Source organism: Oceanobacillus luteolus (genome assembly GCF_023715655.1).
Classification (GTDB): Bacteria; Bacillota; Bacilli; order Bacillales; family Amphibacillaceae; genus Oceanobacillus; species Oceanobacillus luteolus.
Map to the genome: position 1 here is coordinate 151,993 of NZ_JAMBON010000002.1, position 15,106 is coordinate 167,098.

Here is a 15,106-nt window from a genome sequence, read left to right on the forward strand (position 1 = left end):
TCTCATAACGATTGGTATTATCCCAAAACAAAATTTGGAAAATGCATGAGACAGGAACCTAGATATGTTTTATTCATAGGCTAACATCAGGATATTATTTATGAAGGATGGTCAAAGTTGTGAGAAAAATACTGATGTTTAGTTTCATGTATCTCCTCGTTTTATTTGCCGGATGTAATCAAATAGAGGGTTCTACTTCTGAAGATAATAGTGAAAAAATTGTTCGTATCGGATATCAGAAAAATGGCCCGCTTGTTTTGTTGCAATCACTGGGAACACTAGATGAACGGTTAGAACAATATGGGTTTACCGTAGAGTGGAAGGAATTTCAGGCAGGTCCTCTTCTTGTCGAAGCGTTAAATGCGGATAGTATAGATTTTGGGAGAACGGGTAATACACCTGTCATTTTTGCGCAAGCTGCAGATACGCCTTTTGTATATGTCGCTGCAGGTTTTTCCAAATTTAAAGGAAGCGGGATTCTTGTTCCAGATGAATCCGAAATCACAGAATTGGAGCAATTAGAAGGAAAAACTATTGGATTTGCGAAAGGCTCAAGTTCCCATTATTTATTAATTAAGGCACTGGAAAAGGCTGGTTTAACACTAGATGATATAACACCAGCATATCTTACTCCTGGAGATGCCCGCGTCGCATTTGAACAAGGAACAATTGATGCGATGGTTGTCTGGGATCCGTTTGTTGCATCGACAGAGCTTCATTCAAACGGTAGGTTACTTGTCGATGGGGAAGGATTAACAACAGACCGTGATTTTTTTGTTGCAACTGAAAATTTTTATGACGCTCACCCGGAAATCGTCGATGTAATCATTGAAGAAATCGATGCATCATCGAAATGGGCGAATAGTAATCATGATGAACTTGTTGAAAAGTTGGCACCACTATTAGGGATTGATGAAGATTCAATCCGAATGTCAGTGGAACGCCGCACGTATGGAGTCGAGGCGATAAGTGAGGAAATCATTAAGGAACAGCAGGAAATTGCTGATATTTTTTACGATTTGGATATCATTCCAAAGGAACTTGAAATAAAAGAAGTTATCATTGATTAACGCCAGTTTTGCCTCATCTTATCGAATGTTAATTTAAGATAGGAGAATGAACATGAACAAAAGCATCATCAAAAAGTCATTTCAGAGATTTTTACCGTGGTTCATTCCGTGCATATTCCTTATCTGCTGGCAGATTGTATCTTCTCTTGGTATCATTTCAGAAAGAATCTTACCAGCTCCAACAGAAATCATTCAGGCAGCAATCCAACTCATATCTAATGGGGAATTGTATGAACATATGTCTATCAGCTTAGTGCGGGCTTTCATTGGTTTTGTTATTGGAGGAGTTATTGGCTTTGTATTAGGTTTGTTAAATGGCGTATTTCGTTTTTCTGAATTACTGTTTGATACATCCGTTCAAATGCTGCGAAATATTCCTCATTTGGCATTGATTCCTTTGGTGATCCTATGGTTTGGAATTGGAGAAACGTCAAAAATTTTCCTGGTTGCATTAGGAGTTTTATTTCCAGTCTATATTAACACCTATCATGGAATTAAATCAGTCGATAAGGGATTGATTGAAATGGGGAAATCGTATGGGTTAAAAGGTTATAAGTTGTTTTTCCATGTCATATTACCAGGTGCATTATCATCCATACTGGTAGGAATAAGATTTTCACTTGGTGTAATGTGGCTAACTTTAATTGTGGCTGAAACCATCTCCGCTCAATCAGGCATTGGGTATATGGCAATGAACGCTAGAGAATTTATGCAGATGGACATTATCGTATTAAGTATTTTAATTTATGCATTGTTTGGAAAGTTGTCTGATGTCATTGCCAGATATTTTGAGGGTAGATTATTGAAATGGAATGCATGAATACTGAGGAGTGTTAGGGTTGGAAAATAGGAACGGGATAAATATACAAATCAATAAATTGGAAAAAGTATATGATAATCGTAATGTATTAAATGGATTGGATGTTGAGATTAAGAAAGGTGAATTTGTTTCCGTTGTCGGAAAAAGCGGGTGTGGTAAAAGTACCCTTTTACGCCTTGTTGCTGGTCTTGAAGATGCAGAAGGAGGCTCCATTATACTGGATGGTGAGAAATTGGAAGGGCTTAATAAAAAGGCACGGATCATGTTTCAAGATGGAAGACTATTACCATGGAAACGGATTATTGATAATGTCTGTATAGGACTTTCTACAGAAAAAAGGAACAAGGCATTGGAAGCATTAGCCCAAGTAGGGCTGGAAGAAAGAAAGGATGATTATCCATCTAAGCTATCTGGAGGCCAAAAACAGCGAGTTGCTTTGGCACGGGCATTGGTGCATAATCCGGATCTGCTATTACTGGATGAACCTTTAGGTGCATTGGATGCACTAACCCGATTGGAAATGCAGGAACTAATCGAATCATTGTGGAGACAAAAGAAGTTTACCGCTGTGCTCGTTACCCATGATGCGGAGGAGGCAGTTGCCATTTCTGACCGGGTTTTATTGATAGATCAAGGGAAAATCAGCTTAGATCAAACGATCTCTCTACCGCGACCCCGAAAACGAACAAACCCGGCATTTGCTTTGTATGTGGACGATATCTTGTCACAAATCATGAATCGGAATGAAGATAAGGAATATCCGGTATTGCTTCCTGAATTGTCTTTATCCCTTCTTGATTCCGTAAATAATTAGGGTCGCTCCAAGAAAAATCCAAAAAAACTTACTTATCGATATTTTAGAAGACATGCCAGCGATACCGATAGCTGTAGTGGTAAGAAGTATTAATGGTCCGACAAATGCTAATGAGCTATTAATGATTAATGCTTTTTCAACTTCATTAAATTTCAACATGAGGAGTGCTGCAAATATTTCGATGGAACCGGAAAGAATTCGGAAAAGAGCCATAAAAAGTATGGCTGTTTCAAAAAGAGCAAACATGGTATTTCCCCCTGCAATATGTATTTTAATAAAATATATGCAGGACTCGTCCAATAAAGGACAGAACCCTCTTTGTGATGAGGGTTTATTTTTATCTCTCACGAAATATCTGGTTAATATGCTAATGGCAAGCTTCCAATTGCCCATATATTGAATAGGATAAGATTGTTAGTGTGAAGGGGGAGTACAATGGAAGAGAAGGAAGTAAGAAGACCAAATCATTTAGCTTGGCATGAAACAATGGAATTGCATGAATTAGTAGTTTTTCAGGCAATTGGATTAATGAAGCTAAAAAAGTTTATCGGTGAAGTGAAAGATCCTGCATTGCGTAGACTTTATGCCGAAACAATAAGAGGATTAGAAACAAACCTTAGGGAACTACTTGCATTTTATCAATTGGCTCCTAGAGAAGAAGAGGAATTGGAAAGAAACTTGGATAGTGGTTTTTTCTCTGGAGATTTGTTGGCTTTTGCAAAAACTGCTGTAAGGAATTATTCAATTGCAATAACGGAAACTGCAACGCCGATATTAAGGGAAACGTTAAATAAACAATTGCAACGTGCAATCGAAACACATGAAATGGTATATGCTTATATGTACGAAAGAGGGCTTTATCCGTCATACGACCTCCATAAATTATTAAGAAATGATATCAACATTGCAACAAAAGCACTAAATATGGACTTTTAATAATATGGTTACCACCACCCTAGGAATAAACTTCCTAGGGTGTTTTTATATTTTTGAGTGATGTACATATTTTCGATGGAAGATAAAAATTCCACTAAAAATATGCGAAATGGTTTTCATTCCTTAGAATCGCTGATATAGTTTCATTATAAGTGTATCTGTACGTATTATTTATCGTTGGATGGAAGTGATGGAAGTGGTATTTATTATTTGTTTGATCATTGGACTCGTTACAGCGTTTGTAGGTTCAATAATGGGTCTAGGTGGAGGAGTTATACTCGTTCCGACTCTTATATTGTTTGCCTCTATATCCGATGCTTTTGCTTGGGCAACTCCTCAAGCAATCGTCGGTATCTCTCTAATTGTCATGATATTTACGGGATTAGCTTCCACCTTATCTTATCTAAAGGTGAAGCGGGTGGATTATCGCACCGGTTTTCTTTTCATGATAGGGAGCATACCAGGAGGAATCATTGGGGCGTGGCTGAACCAATATGTCGAAGCAGAGACATTTCAGCTTTACTTCGGTATATTAATGATATTGATTGCAATGATATTATTTTTTAAAAAGAAAGAGCCTAGAACAGTGGATCTGACTGGGAAAGGTGTTCGGACTTTTGAGGTTAATGGTGAAAGATATCAATATAAGGTCCATGCAGTAGGAGCAATATTTCTGGCCCTGATCGTTGGGGTTCTATCTGGTTTATTTGGTATTGGTGGTGGTTCCATTATGGTACCAGCAATGATCCTCTTATTTGGTTTTCCAGTTCATATCGCTACAGCAACATCCATGTTTATGATTTTCTTCGTTAGTATTTTTAGCTCAGTGACACATATCGCTCTTGGACATATCGTTTGGGAATACGTATTGTTCTTCATTCCTGGAGCTTGGGTAGGTGGAAAGCTTGGTGCTAAAGTGAATCAAATGCTGTCCAGCAAAACATTGGAATGGATACTTCGACTGTTATTGATATTTATTGGAATTCGTATGATCATTCAAGGATTAGGCTAAGGAGCAAGATTCATGAAAGAAAATATTTATATATACTATACGAATGATTTACACAGTAATTTTACACAATGGCCCCGTACAGCTGGTTATTTGAAGGAAAAGAAAAGAATCCGCAGCTCTAAAGGGGAGGTCCATTATATAGTTGATGCTGGTGATCATATGGACCGGGTCGATCCCATTTCAGAGGCTACAATGGGAAAAGCGAATGTGGAATTAATGAACGAAGTCGGCTATGATGTCGTGACAATCGGCAATAATGAAGGTATCACTCTTGCTCATGATGATTTATACCATCTTTATGATGAAGCTGATTATCCAGTGGTTTGTGCTAATCTACAGCCAAAATCAGGCCAACCTCCAAAATGGTTGGTTGATACGAACATATTTGAGACAGATTCGGGAGTTCGTCTCGGTTTCATTGGATTGACAGCGCCGTTTACAGCTTTTTATGACCCGTTGGGTTGGACTGTAACCTCACCTTATGATGAACTGGAAACGAATTTGCTTGAATTAAGCGAGAAAACCGATATTATTATCCTGCTATCTCATTTAGGACTTAGTGAAGATCAAGAGATTGCCAGGAGGTTTTCGGAAATAGATGTTATTATCGGAGGACATACACATCATCTGCTACGAACAGGAGAATATGTAAATAATTGCCTGATTACTGCAGCGGGAAAGCACTGTGTATATGTAGGAGAAGTAATTTTAACCTATGATCATGAATCTGAACAAATATCGACGAAAGAGGCGTACGCTACGAATGTATCTGATCATCCAGTTGATCAGGGAACGGCAGTTTTGCTGGAGGAGCTTCAAGAGAAAGCGGACTTATTATTAGAGAAAGAAGTAGTCGTACTCGAGGAGCCACTAGATGTGGAATGGTATAAAGATACCCCGATTATGCAAGAATTGACAGATACAATCAGAATGTGGACAGATGCTGACGCTGCTTTATTAAATGCTGGCTTACTGCTTGGTGCATTGCCAAAGGGTCCCATTACGTATGGGGATGTTCACCGGATATGTCCTCACCCAATTAATCCTGTCGTTGTCCAACTAAAAGGTGACGAATTGATTGAAGTTATTCGTGCCTCGCTAAAAAGAGATTTTATGGAGTTTGAGCTGAAGGGATTTGGATTCAGAGGAGAAGTGATAGGGAGAATGCTATTCTCCGGACTTTCCATTAATATAAGGACTAATCCTGACGGCACAGAGGCGGTAACGGAAGTGACTTTTTCAGATGGGACCCCTGTGGATAAACAAAAAACATATCGAATCGCGACAGCAGATACTTTTACATTCGGACGCCTGCTACCAGAGATAGCGAAATCAGAGAAGAAAGATTATTTCCTGCCAGAGTTCTTGAGAGATCTATTGTTGGAAACATTGAAAAGAAAAGCGTTGCAGCGGTAATAACTCATTGAATTTGTGTCTTATTGCTTCTGGTAATAGTAATCGTTTAAGAAAGATGTATCAGTGACAAGAAGGTCCATTATTGCATAACTTAATTATGTATATAAAGGAGGCCTTCTTAGATGATTACTGTTAATCCAATCGAGATTGAAGGGATGCAGTTCACTGCAGTAAGTGTAGAACTGCCAAAAACTACTCTTCTGACGGTATCAAATGAAGTTGGTTACATTATGTGTGCAGCTTTGGACGTAGATATTTTCAACGAAATCCCTAAATTGCAAGAAAGAAAAGTGGTTGCAGGAAGAGCTGTAGGTGTACGGACGATTGAACAGTTACTTGATGCTCCATTAGAGAAAGTTACAGATGCTTCAAGAGAGTATGGTTGGAAAGAAGGAATAACAGGAAGGGAAGCACTTCTACTCATTTCTTAAGTCTATTCCCTGAAGGATTTCACTTCAGGGAATAGACTTTTTTAGTTTCTATCGATGAAGAACACCCAATACCAAAAGACATAGTCCGTGTGAGATTACGTACTGGATGAAGAGAGCTGAAGTCGTAAACCTGAGCTGGCGGAACACATCTATTTTTGTGCTAGTCTATCTCCCTAAATATGTGCATAAATATGACATAAGGGGGTTGTAGCATGCGTAAAAGAAGATACCCAAAGAAATTTAGTTCACCTCCAACGCAATTGATTCTATTGTTGACAATCGTTATATTTACAATCGCGGTTCTTGGCAGTATCGCATTGATCGATAGGGGAATAAAGCCCACGTTAATGGACATTGCCAAAGAAAAAACGAACGAATTTGCCACTCGAGCCATCAATCGTGCGGTCAGCTTTACTGAAGACTATGATTTTACGGACATAGCAACGATTGAATATGATAATAATGGGAAAGTTGCCACCTATTCACCAAAGTCAGATGCACTTAGTGAAATTAATCGGCATGCAACCCAACGAATTGAGGAGTATTTTAATCGATTAAATCATGGTGATCCGATTTTACATGACGAAGAAGACAGGTATGATTACACGAATGGGATAGAGGAACGACTTTATGAAGACCCTACTTTAGTCGAAATTCCACTTGGTCAAGTGACAGGGAACACGGTGCTGGCAAACCTCGGTCCTAGAATTCCAATCAATTTAGAAATAATTGGTACCGTTCGGACAAATATTACTTGGGAGCAAATGGAATTTGGTATTAACGGTCTTTGGATTTCTTTTTATTTAAATGTTGAAGCTGATGTGCAAGTGATTGTTCCATTTTCTTCCGATTTAACGACGGTGACTTCCCAAATCTATATAGATGGGGCTGCATTGATGGGCGAAGTACCTGATTTTTATGGTGGTGGAACACCTCCATCCATTGCTGTTCCGAAAGAGGATATTCAGACGGACTTGCAGAATGAGCAATAATCTAGTATAGTGGTTTCAGAACTTAATAGCAGCCTTATCCGATCGGTGAGGTAGAGGTGCAGGTAATATGAGTAACTAACAGGAGAATGACAACGATGATGGTTAGTAAAAGGATTATTTGCCGAAGCGTAATAAGCGTCATCTTATTATTTGCTGGTATGTCTTTGAATAAGAGGCTTACTGTCATGCTGAAACTTGGCATGGAGAACTACTGATCGAAATGGAGATAACGTATATTGTTACATATAAACAATGATGGTTATTTTCTGTCATTGTTTTTTATTTGACTATGTACCTTCCGTTCGTTCAAAAGTACTCTATGCTTCTAAAAAAAATAAATGGGGGAAATCGAAATGGTAGGTACATTTTTTTCTATAATACCTGCACTGGTAATGCTTGTATTAGTAATAGTTACAAAAAGGGTTTTACTTTCACTTGGAGTCGGAATTGTACTTGGTGCATTATTTATTCATAACTTTAACATTCTAGGATCTATACAAGAAGTTTGGGGAGTTTTTTACGAAATATTTGTATCTGAAGGAGAGCTCAATCTAGGAAACATTTTGTTAATTTCCTTCCTGCTATTGTTAGGGGTTATGACAGCGTTTCTCCAAGGATCTGGTGGAAGCAGAGCTTTTGGAAACTGGATGCTTAAAAGGGTGAAAACCCGTGCTGGTGCAAAAATCATGACAGCCATACTAGGTATTATTATTTTTATCGATGATTACTTTGCGAGTTTGGCGGTAGGTCAAATAGCTAGACCTGTTACTGATCGTCAAAAAATCTCTCGCGCTAAACTGGCATATATAATCGACTCGACGGCAGCACCTATCACAGTCCTTTCACCAATCTCAAGCTGGGGAGCATTTATTATTGGTTTATTGGGTTCGATTTTTGTAGCGAATGGAATTACAGACATCCAACCAATTGAAGGATTTATTCGGATGATTCCAATGAATCTATATGCAATATCTGCAATCCTGCTTGTGTTTCTTGTAGCATATTTAAAAGTTGATATCGGACCGATGCGAATTCATGAAGAGCGTGCTCAGAAAACTGGGGAATTGATTGATCCGGAAAACAGTAAAGTTCCTGGTGATTTAGGTGACACTATTGAAGCTCATCCTAAAGGAAAAGTATACCATTTAATTTTGCCGATCCTTGTTCTTGTCTTAGCAACTGTAACTGCTATGCTAGTTACAGGAGCTCGAGCTTCGGAGGGTGAAGTGACAATCCTTTCTATGTTTGCAAACACGGATGTCAACTTGTCCTTATTCATAGGTGGAGCAATATCTGTTCTGTTTGCACTCATTCTCCATATGATTCATAGTGCTCCTAAAGCAAGTGTAATGAATATTTTTATCCAAGGTATGAAATCCATGCTTCCGGCAATTTATATACTCATCTTGGCATGGATGATTGGATCAATTATCTCATCATTGGAAACGGGGACTTATTTAGCCCAGTTACTTAATAATGCAAATATCAGCGGTGTATTTCTACCAGTATTATTCTTTGTTATTTCGGGAATTATGGCTCTTGCAACTGGAACATCGTGGGGTACATTTACAATTATGCTTGCAATCGGGGCTGAAGTTTCTGCAGTGATTGATATTAACTTACTATTACCTACTTTGGCTGCTGTATTGGCTGGAGCTGTGTTTGGGGATCATTGTTCACCAATTTCAGATACCACCATTCTTTCAGCGACCGGAGCAGGTGCAAATCACATCGATCACGTATTGACACAGCTTCCTTATGCAATAATTGCAGCTGTTGTGTCCATTGTTGGGTACTTACTCATGGGATTACTTGAAATGACAATCTTACCATTGATAATTACACTCGTTATCGTTTTAGTAATTGGGTTTGTGATTCATAGCAGAAATACAAAAAATGCTTAATACAAAACGTACTTTTCTTTAACTAAGAAAAGTACGTTTTTTTGCATTTTTAGCAGTCATAATACTGTTTAACTTTGTTAGAAACTTACATAATATTTCAGAATAATTTATAGATATTAAATATTCTTTGACTATATCGATGATAAATTATATAATACAAGCATAAATATCTGAAAAGATATAATAATTAAAAGATTCCTTCGTGTATTTTGTATGAAGGGGCCGAAAAGGGAGGTATTACTATGGAAACACGTTCTCAATGGGGAACAAGGGCGGGGTTTATTTTAGCAGCTGTCGGTTCAGCAATAGGTCTGGGGAATATATGGCGATTCCCTGCAGTGGCTTATGAGAATGGTGGAGGAGCATTTTTTATCCCGTATTTATTTGCACTATTGACCGCCGGAATACCAATACTTATCATGGAGTTTACGATGGGACATAAGTATCGCGGGTCTGCACCATTAACTTTTAGAAGGATGAATAAGAAAACTGAATTCATCGGTTGGTGGGGAGTTCTAGTAGCTTTCGTCATTTCCACCTACTATTCCGTCATTATCGCCTGGGCAATTTCTTATGCTTATTTCTCTTTATCGCTTGCATGGGGTTCAGACACAGAAGGATTTTTGTTTGGCGATTATTTGAAATTGGCTGAAGTTCCGGGCCAAGTAGGAAGTATGGTTCCAGGAGTTTTATTCCCGCTAATTCTAGTTTGGGCAATTGTATTATTTATTCTATATCGTGGGGTTAGTAAAGGAATTGAATTGGCAAACCGTATTTTCATCCCTGCATTAGTGATCATCTTTCTCATAATTGTAGTACGTGCAGTTACTCTACCAGGAGCGTTAAGTGGTTTGGATGCATTCTTCAAGCCAGATTTTAGTCAAATATTGTCACCTGAAGTTTGGATTGCAGCTTACGGTCAAATTTTCTTCAGTCTTTCCATAGCATTTGCCATTATGATTACGTATTCCAGTTATTTGTCACGAAAATCAGATATTACGAATAACGCCTTTATCGTCGGCTTTGGAAACTCAGGATTTGAACTACTGGCTGGTATTGGAGTATTTGGAATTTTAGGTTTCATGGCCACACAAGCTAATGTGCCGATTGATGAAGTGGTTAGTGGGGGAGTTGGTCTTGCATTTGTAGCATTCCCTGCAATCATCAACGAGTTCCCGGCCATGAAGGAGCTATTTGGATTGTTATTCTTCTTGTCCCTAACTTTAGCAGGTCTAACTTCATTAATATCCATTACCGAGACATATGTGGCAGGAATGGTTGATAAGTTTAATTTGTCACGAGGAAAATCGGTACTATTTGGAGGAGGAGTTGCCGCAATTATCTCCTTATTGTTTGCGACACAGGGAGGACTATTTTTCCTTGATGTAGTGGATTATTTCATTAATCAATTTGGAGTCGCTTTCATTGGATTGGTTGAAGTTATATTAATTGCTTGGATTTTACGCGAACTTAAAGGGCTTAAAGATCATGCAAATCCAATCTCCGACATACGACTTGGATCATGGTGGACCATTAGTTTAGGTTTGATTACACCTATTGTAATGGGATATATGATGATTGGTTTATTTAAACAAAATCTTACAGAAAACTATGAAGGATACTCTGACACGTTTATTCTATTTGGTGGTTGGACCGTGGCTGGATTAGCTTTACTTATAGGTATTCTCATGTCCATGACAAAATGGAAAGCAAATGTAGATGAAAACGTAGATTACCTAGACGAGAGGGAGGCTAAATAATGAGTGCTTCATCGATTGTAGTCATGATTATTGGAATGGTCATTCTTTGGGGTGGTTTAGCAGCAAGTATTTGGAATGCGTTCAGAAAACAAAAGGATACAAATTAATAAAAAACCAGTGGGATCACTCCCGCTGGTTCTTTAACGATTATTTCTTGCCATCCTTTCCCATTTCCTTAGATATGGGTAAGGATCAAAAGACCATTCCTTATATCCATCATCTTTGTACATTCCATAATGGAGATGTGGAGGGAATTTGCCGGACGTACCTGGAGGACCGTAACCGCTTGAACCGACACTACCGAGTATATCGCCTGGTTGTACGATGGTTCCGACCTTGATGTCTTCATTAAAACCACTCATATGGGCGTAATAATGATAAATATTGTAGATATCACGGATCCCGATACGCCAGCCTCCAAACCGATTCCAACCCATCATTTCCACAACACCATAGGTGGTTGATTTGATTGGTGTCCCATAGTCCGCAAAAATATCCGTACCTTCATGGATTCTCAGTCCGCCGTAGCCTCTTCTATCTCCCCAAGTATTCCGGTAACTGTAGTTGTAGTTGATATCCACAGGGAAATCTCGATTAGTCAAATTTATCTCATTGAACTTCTCAAATACTCGTGCAGTATTCATAATTGATTTTACTGTTAAGTCCCGTTTATAATGCTTCCAGAGTGCCACTTTAATATCATCACTTGTAGGTCCTTCATCGAGCAGTAGCATGGCTAGTGTGTACATAATATCTTCATCTTCGTCAAGGCTTGCAATTCCGTCTCCATTTCCATCTTGTCCTATTCCATCGAAAAGTTTGATGATATGAATATCGGCATTCTGTGTATAGTTACCGATACCATACCAACTGTCTTCATCAAATTCAACGGAGATTACTTGTTCTTCCTCGCTCGAAGGTTTTTTGTTACGTTCATAGTTATCAATTGCTGCAAAATAGTACCAAGGAATCTGCGAGAGTGCTTCCATCTTTTGAAATAATGCTTTTCGCTCCTTATAAACAGAATCTTCATTCTCAGCGAAGACATAAGAGGAACTTAACCAAAATAAAAGGAATGCGAAACTAAACAAGGATATTTGCTTGGGGAGCAAGAAGATCACCTCCGTTTTGGATCATGGTTTTCCTCTGCAATTCCGTTTATTAATCGCTCGATAACTTTGTGGTTCTCCTTATCATTTGTAGTTTCTAAATGTAAACTATGGATTTCATCCATATGGTAAGGATTTGATGTTGTATATACTTCATAGAAACTTGGCAAAATGGAACGAGCGGTTTTTTTCGCGATATCTGCTGCTTCATTTTCATTCAAGTCAGGGTTTTTATCAAAGGCGATGATAACTTCCTCATCGGTGACAAGTGTGGCTACTTCATTAAAATCACCTGTTTGAAGTATTGTCTTTGTTATCATATTGGCTGTTTCTTCACGGTCGATGGTATATTCTTCATTATTTTGATCTACACTGTATTCTTCCTTTGTATACCTTACATAGCCAAGCTTCGTGCTTCGTCCTTCATCTTGCGACCCATTATGATCATTTGGATTCAGTATTTCCAGTTGCTCATCGTCTGTACTTTGTAATTGTTGGCAACCAATACTTAACATTAATAAACATACCGATACAACTGAATATATGAACTTCTTCATATTTTTCCTCCTTCAACCCCTTTTGTGCTTTAGTGTGGGTTAATGGAAAGAAATCATACATAGAAATATTTCACTTCTTTCATTCATATGGTAAACTAATGGAAGGCAATGGGGGTGGCGACTTGTTCGAATTGAACGGAAAACATTATGAACTGATTGAAAACGTCAAGGACGGTTTTCAAGAAGAAGCAATTAAAGAAAGATATGCGGATATTCTTGCGAAGTACGATTATATTGTTGGTGATTGGGGTTATGACCAACTACGGATGAAAGGTTTTTATCATGACAGAAACTCCAAGGCACCTATCGATTCTAAAATAAGCACAGTTCAAGATTATATTTTAGAGCATTGTAACTTTGGGTGCGCTTATTTTGTCTTGAAGAAAATCACAAAATAAAACATAGCCGTTCATAAAATTAAACGGCTACGTTTTATTTTTTTCATCATGAATAGGATGGGCACCGTCGGCCTGTCTAGGGAGATCGTCATGCTGCGACTTATGAGGAAAAACATATGCGCTTTCCCGATATTGACCTTCTTCCCAAGGGGTGGATTTCCCCTCCACTGGTACTGCTTCATTAATGGCTGAGCCATATGCCCCTTCAGGAAATTCCTCTGGAATGAGTTGATTTTTCATTCTTCTGCTGCTTATCATATCGTAATATTTTCTCTTTTCTTCTCTCATAGAAAAAGCTCCTTTCTGACTGTAGCTTTTGTCAGAAAGGAGTTTCTCATGTCAAAATTAATTTGGAAGTTTAAGGTTAATCTAATCTTTTACAGCGATTGTAGCCGTGGAATTTCCTCTCGATAATCGAGCCGAGGCGGAAAATGGCATTTTCATTTCCTGTTGAGCTGATGATTTGGATACTGATCGGCATCCCATTTTCATCTCTGCCGACTGGTAAAGTCAATGCCGGCAACCCCCAAACATTTGCATAGGCGACATAAGGCATAAATTGTAAAAACGTCTTGCGGATTGAGAATATCTCTTTGAAAACCTGACCGTGAGCAGGAGCGGTCGTATGGTATACAGGTAAAATAAGCAAACGGTTACTTAAATAGTCATCCAACCATTCATCGCCACGATTAATGGTTTCTTTAATTTCATTTATTCGTCGTCTTGACGGCTTAAACATTTTGGAACCTAATATTGCCCAAGAAAGATATGGATGAACTTTACTATTTTTTGTAATTCGTTCTCGCATATACGAACGGAACACAGGGGACCGGTCATGACTGAATGCTTCTTGTTCAATTTTTGCACTTCCGTCAATGGACATGATCTCCTGCCAAAGTAGAGCAGTCTCGTCAAATAATGGTGGAACTCCACGTTTCGTATAAATGAGTTGATCTAAAAAGTCTTCAATTGCCCGCATCATATTTTTTGTGCTATCAGCTAATGGATAGTTTACTTGTTCTGATATTAGTTCGATTTTATATTCTTTTAAGAAGACTGTCTTCGGACTGGAATCTGAAATGATCCGATAAACCAACTCCATATCTCGTACTGATTTCCCCATTGGTCCGATTCCTAACATTCTTTCTTGAAGTGGTTGTGTAATTTCCGGATAATGTCCAACGGAAGAAACTTTGTACATTCCTGGTTTAAAGCCTACAACGCCATTAAAGTGGGAAGGGATACGAATGGAACCACCGATATCAGAAGCGATACCAACCGATGCTCCTCCAACGGCTAGTAAGGCACCTTCACCTCCGCTTGATCCTCCTGCAGACTTGTTGAGATTCCATGGATTGTTCGTTCGCCCATATAGCTTATTATCTGTTTCCTGACAATAGGAGAGAGCAGGGGTGTTCGTCTTACCTAAAATAATAGCGCCTTCATCACGAAGCTTTTGAATGACTTCCGCATGGTCCCTAGCAATTAAATCTTGTCGATGTTCCAATCCACCGGTTGTTTTCATATTTGCAACGTTAAAGGCTTCTTTTACACTGATCGGTACTCCTGCAAGTTTACCGTTTTGCTTTTTTCCATTCCTTTGATTTTCGTCAAATTGTAAAGCTTCGGCAGTTGCTTCTTCAAACCGATCTTCTACTAGTGCATTAATCTGAGGGTTTGTTTTTTGGATGTGTTCGATGTAGGTGGTCACGGCTTCTATACTAGTCAACTTCCCATTTCTTAACTTTTCAGCAAGAGCAGTAGCATCCATATCTAATATCGATGTATTTATTTTTGAGCCCCCCTTTAACAAGTGTCTCTATCTACTTTAACTATAGCATTTTTTCCTGTAAATTCATACTTTATGTGATATGATAAGAGGGAGCA

At 38.6% G+C, this 15,106-nt stretch carries 17 protein-coding genes and 1 riboswitch; of the genes, 12 read left to right on the forward strand and 5 right to left on the reverse strand.

Features of this window, described 5'->3' with window-relative positions; all coding sequences use genetic code 11:
- Positions 1-119: 119 nt before the first annotated feature.
- The 3 genes from M3210_RS03515 to M3210_RS03525 are packed head-to-tail and all read left to right on the forward strand — an operon-like array spanning position 120 to position 2,704.
- The gene (locus tag M3210_RS03515; protein ID WP_251511539.1) at positions 120-1,070 is read left to right on the forward strand and encodes a sulfonate ABC transporter substrate-binding protein; all 951 of its coding nucleotides are present in this window, start codon (positions 120-122) and stop codon (positions 1,068-1,070) included.
- A gap of 52 nt (positions 1,071-1,122) precedes the next feature.
- The gene (ssuC, locus tag M3210_RS03520) at positions 1,123-1,890 is read left to right on the forward strand and encodes an aliphatic sulfonate ABC transporter permease SsuC (RefSeq protein WP_432806973.1); all 768 of its coding nucleotides are present in this window, start codon (positions 1,123-1,125) and stop codon (positions 1,888-1,890) included.
- Positions 1,891-1,909: 19 nt separating this feature from the next.
- Positions 1,910-2,704, forward strand: a complete 795-nt coding sequence (locus M3210_RS03525; protein WP_251511543.1) for an ATP-binding cassette domain-containing protein — start codon at positions 1,910-1,912, stop codon at positions 2,702-2,704.
- Here M3210_RS03525 and M3210_RS03530 read toward each other — a convergent pair.
- Positions 2,675-2,950 carry a YqhV family protein gene (locus M3210_RS03530; protein ID WP_251511544.1) on the reverse strand — a complete coding sequence of 92 codons (276 nt, stop codon included), beginning with the start codon at positions 2,948-2,950 and terminating at the stop codon, positions 2,675-2,677. The genes M3210_RS03525 and M3210_RS03530 overlap by 30 nt on opposite strands.
- Before the next feature lie 189 nt (positions 2,951-3,139).
- Between M3210_RS03530 and M3210_RS03535 the strand changes: the two genes are divergently transcribed.
- From M3210_RS03535 to M3210_RS03570, 8 genes are all read left to right on the forward strand, one after another.
- Positions 3,140-3,640 (forward strand): spore coat protein, encoded by a 501-nt coding sequence (locus M3210_RS03535; protein WP_251511545.1) that lies wholly within the window; start codon positions 3,140-3,142, stop codon positions 3,638-3,640.
- A gap of 190 nt (positions 3,641-3,830) precedes the next feature.
- The gene (locus tag M3210_RS03540) at positions 3,831-4,652 is read left to right on the forward strand and encodes a sulfite exporter TauE/SafE family protein (protein WP_251511546.1); all 822 of its coding nucleotides are present in this window, start codon (positions 3,831-3,833) and stop codon (positions 4,650-4,652) included.
- Between the two features lie 12 nt (positions 4,653-4,664).
- Positions 4,665-6,068 (forward strand): bifunctional metallophosphatase/5'-nucleotidase, encoded by a 1,404-nt coding sequence (locus M3210_RS03545; protein ID WP_251511547.1) that lies wholly within the window; start codon positions 4,665-4,667, stop codon positions 6,066-6,068.
- A 122-nt stretch (positions 6,069-6,190) separates the two neighbouring features.
- The gene (locus tag M3210_RS03550; protein ID WP_251511548.1) at positions 6,191-6,499 is read left to right on the forward strand and encodes a YunC family protein; all 309 of its coding nucleotides are present in this window, start codon (positions 6,191-6,193) and stop codon (positions 6,497-6,499) included.
- A 212-nt stretch (positions 6,500-6,711) separates the two neighbouring features.
- Positions 6,712-7,491 carry a sporulation protein YunB gene (gene yunB, locus M3210_RS03555; RefSeq protein ID WP_251511549.1) on the forward strand — a complete coding sequence of 260 codons (780 nt, stop codon included), beginning with the start codon at positions 6,712-6,714 and terminating at the stop codon, positions 7,489-7,491.
- Positions 7,492-7,534: 43 nt separating this feature from the next.
- A riboswitch (Lysine riboswitch) is annotated at positions 7,535-7,710 on the forward strand.
- Between the two features lie 134 nt (positions 7,711-7,844).
- Positions 7,845-9,395, forward strand: coding sequence for a Na+/H+ antiporter NhaC family protein (locus M3210_RS03560; RefSeq protein WP_251511551.1), 1,551 nt, complete (start codon positions 7,845-7,847; stop codon positions 9,393-9,395).
- A gap of 242 nt (positions 9,396-9,637) precedes the next feature.
- On the forward strand, positions 9,638-11,155 hold the full coding sequence (locus M3210_RS03565) for a sodium-dependent transporter (protein WP_251511554.1): 1,518 nt from the start codon (positions 9,638-9,640) through the stop codon (positions 11,153-11,155).
- On the forward strand, positions 11,155-11,262 hold the full coding sequence (locus M3210_RS03570; protein ID WP_251511557.1) for a methionine/alanine import family NSS transporter small subunit: 108 nt from the start codon (positions 11,155-11,157) through the stop codon (positions 11,260-11,262). Before M3210_RS03565 ends, M3210_RS03570 begins: the two co-directional genes overlap by 1 nt.
- A 33-nt stretch (positions 11,263-11,295) precedes the next feature.
- Here M3210_RS03570 and M3210_RS03575 read toward each other — a convergent pair whose 3' ends face one another.
- Together M3210_RS03575 and M3210_RS03580 are read right to left on the reverse strand one after the other, a co-directional pair.
- Positions 11,296-12,267 carry a M23 family metallopeptidase gene (locus tag M3210_RS03575; protein ID WP_251511560.1) on the reverse strand — a complete coding sequence of 324 codons (972 nt, stop codon included), beginning with the start codon at positions 12,265-12,267 and terminating at the stop codon, positions 11,296-11,298.
- A gap of 5 nt (positions 12,268-12,272) precedes the next feature.
- The gene (locus tag M3210_RS03580; RefSeq protein ID WP_251511563.1) at positions 12,273-12,821 is read right to left on the reverse strand and encodes a YhcN/YlaJ family sporulation lipoprotein; all 549 of its coding nucleotides are present in this window, start codon (positions 12,819-12,821) and stop codon (positions 12,273-12,275) included.
- Positions 12,822-12,943: 122 nt separating this feature from the next.
- Between M3210_RS03580 and M3210_RS03585 the strand changes: the two genes are divergently transcribed.
- The gene (locus M3210_RS03585; RefSeq protein WP_251511566.1) at positions 12,944-13,219 is read left to right on the forward strand and encodes a YutD family protein; all 276 of its coding nucleotides are present in this window, start codon (positions 12,944-12,946) and stop codon (positions 13,217-13,219) included.
- A gap of 27 nt (positions 13,220-13,246) precedes the next feature.
- Here the strand turns inward: M3210_RS03585 and M3210_RS03590 are convergent, their stop codons facing one another.
- Positions 13,247-13,507: a hypothetical protein gene (locus M3210_RS03590; protein WP_251511569.1), complete on the reverse strand. Its 261-nt coding sequence runs from the start codon at positions 13,505-13,507 to the stop codon at positions 13,247-13,249.
- Positions 13,508-13,583: 76 nt separating this feature from the next.
- Positions 13,584-15,032, reverse strand: coding sequence for an amidase (locus M3210_RS03595; RefSeq protein ID WP_251511572.1), 1,449 nt, complete (start codon positions 15,030-15,032; stop codon positions 13,584-13,586).
- Positions 15,033-15,106: the final 74 nt, after the last annotated feature.

Bases quoted from the DNA above. Each gene is read 5' to 3' on its own strand.
- M3210_RS03540 (WP_251511546.1), top strand. From the start codon at position 3,831: ATGGAAGTGGTATTTATTATTTGTTTGATCATTGGACTCGTTACAGCG.
- M3210_RS03565 (WP_251511554.1), top strand. From the start codon at position 9,638: ATGGAAACACGTTCTCAATGGGGAACAAGGGCGGGGTTTATTTTAGCA.
- M3210_RS03530 (WP_251511544.1), bottom strand. From the start codon at position 2,950: ATGTTTGCTCTTTTTGAAACAGCCATACTTTTTATGGCTCTTTTCCGA.
- M3210_RS03535 (WP_251511545.1), top strand. From the start codon at position 3,140: ATGGAAGAGAAGGAAGTAAGAAGACCAAATCATTTAGCTTGGCATGAA.
- M3210_RS03580 (WP_251511563.1), bottom strand. From the start codon at position 12,821: ATGAAGAAGTTCATATATTCAGTTGTATCGGTATGTTTATTAATGTTA.
- yunB (WP_251511549.1), top strand. From the start codon at position 6,712: ATGCGTAAAAGAAGATACCCAAAGAAATTTAGTTCACCTCCAACGCAA.
- M3210_RS03560 (WP_251511551.1), top strand. From the start codon at position 7,845: ATGGTAGGTACATTTTTTTCTATAATACCTGCACTGGTAATGCTTGTA.
- M3210_RS03545 (WP_251511547.1), top strand. From the start codon at position 4,665: ATGAAAGAAAATATTTATATATACTATACGAATGATTTACACAGTAAT.
- M3210_RS03590 (WP_251511569.1), bottom strand. From the start codon at position 13,507: ATGAGAGAAGAAAAGAGAAAATATTACGATATGATAAGCAGCAGAAGA.
- ssuC (WP_432806973.1), top strand. From the start codon at position 1,123: ATGAACAAAAGCATCATCAAAAAGTCATTTCAGAGATTTTTACCGTGG.
- M3210_RS03570 (WP_251511557.1), top strand. From the start codon at position 11,155: ATGAGTGCTTCATCGATTGTAGTCATGATTATTGGAATGGTCATTCTT.
- M3210_RS03550 (WP_251511548.1), top strand. From the start codon at position 6,191: ATGATTACTGTTAATCCAATCGAGATTGAAGGGATGCAGTTCACTGCA.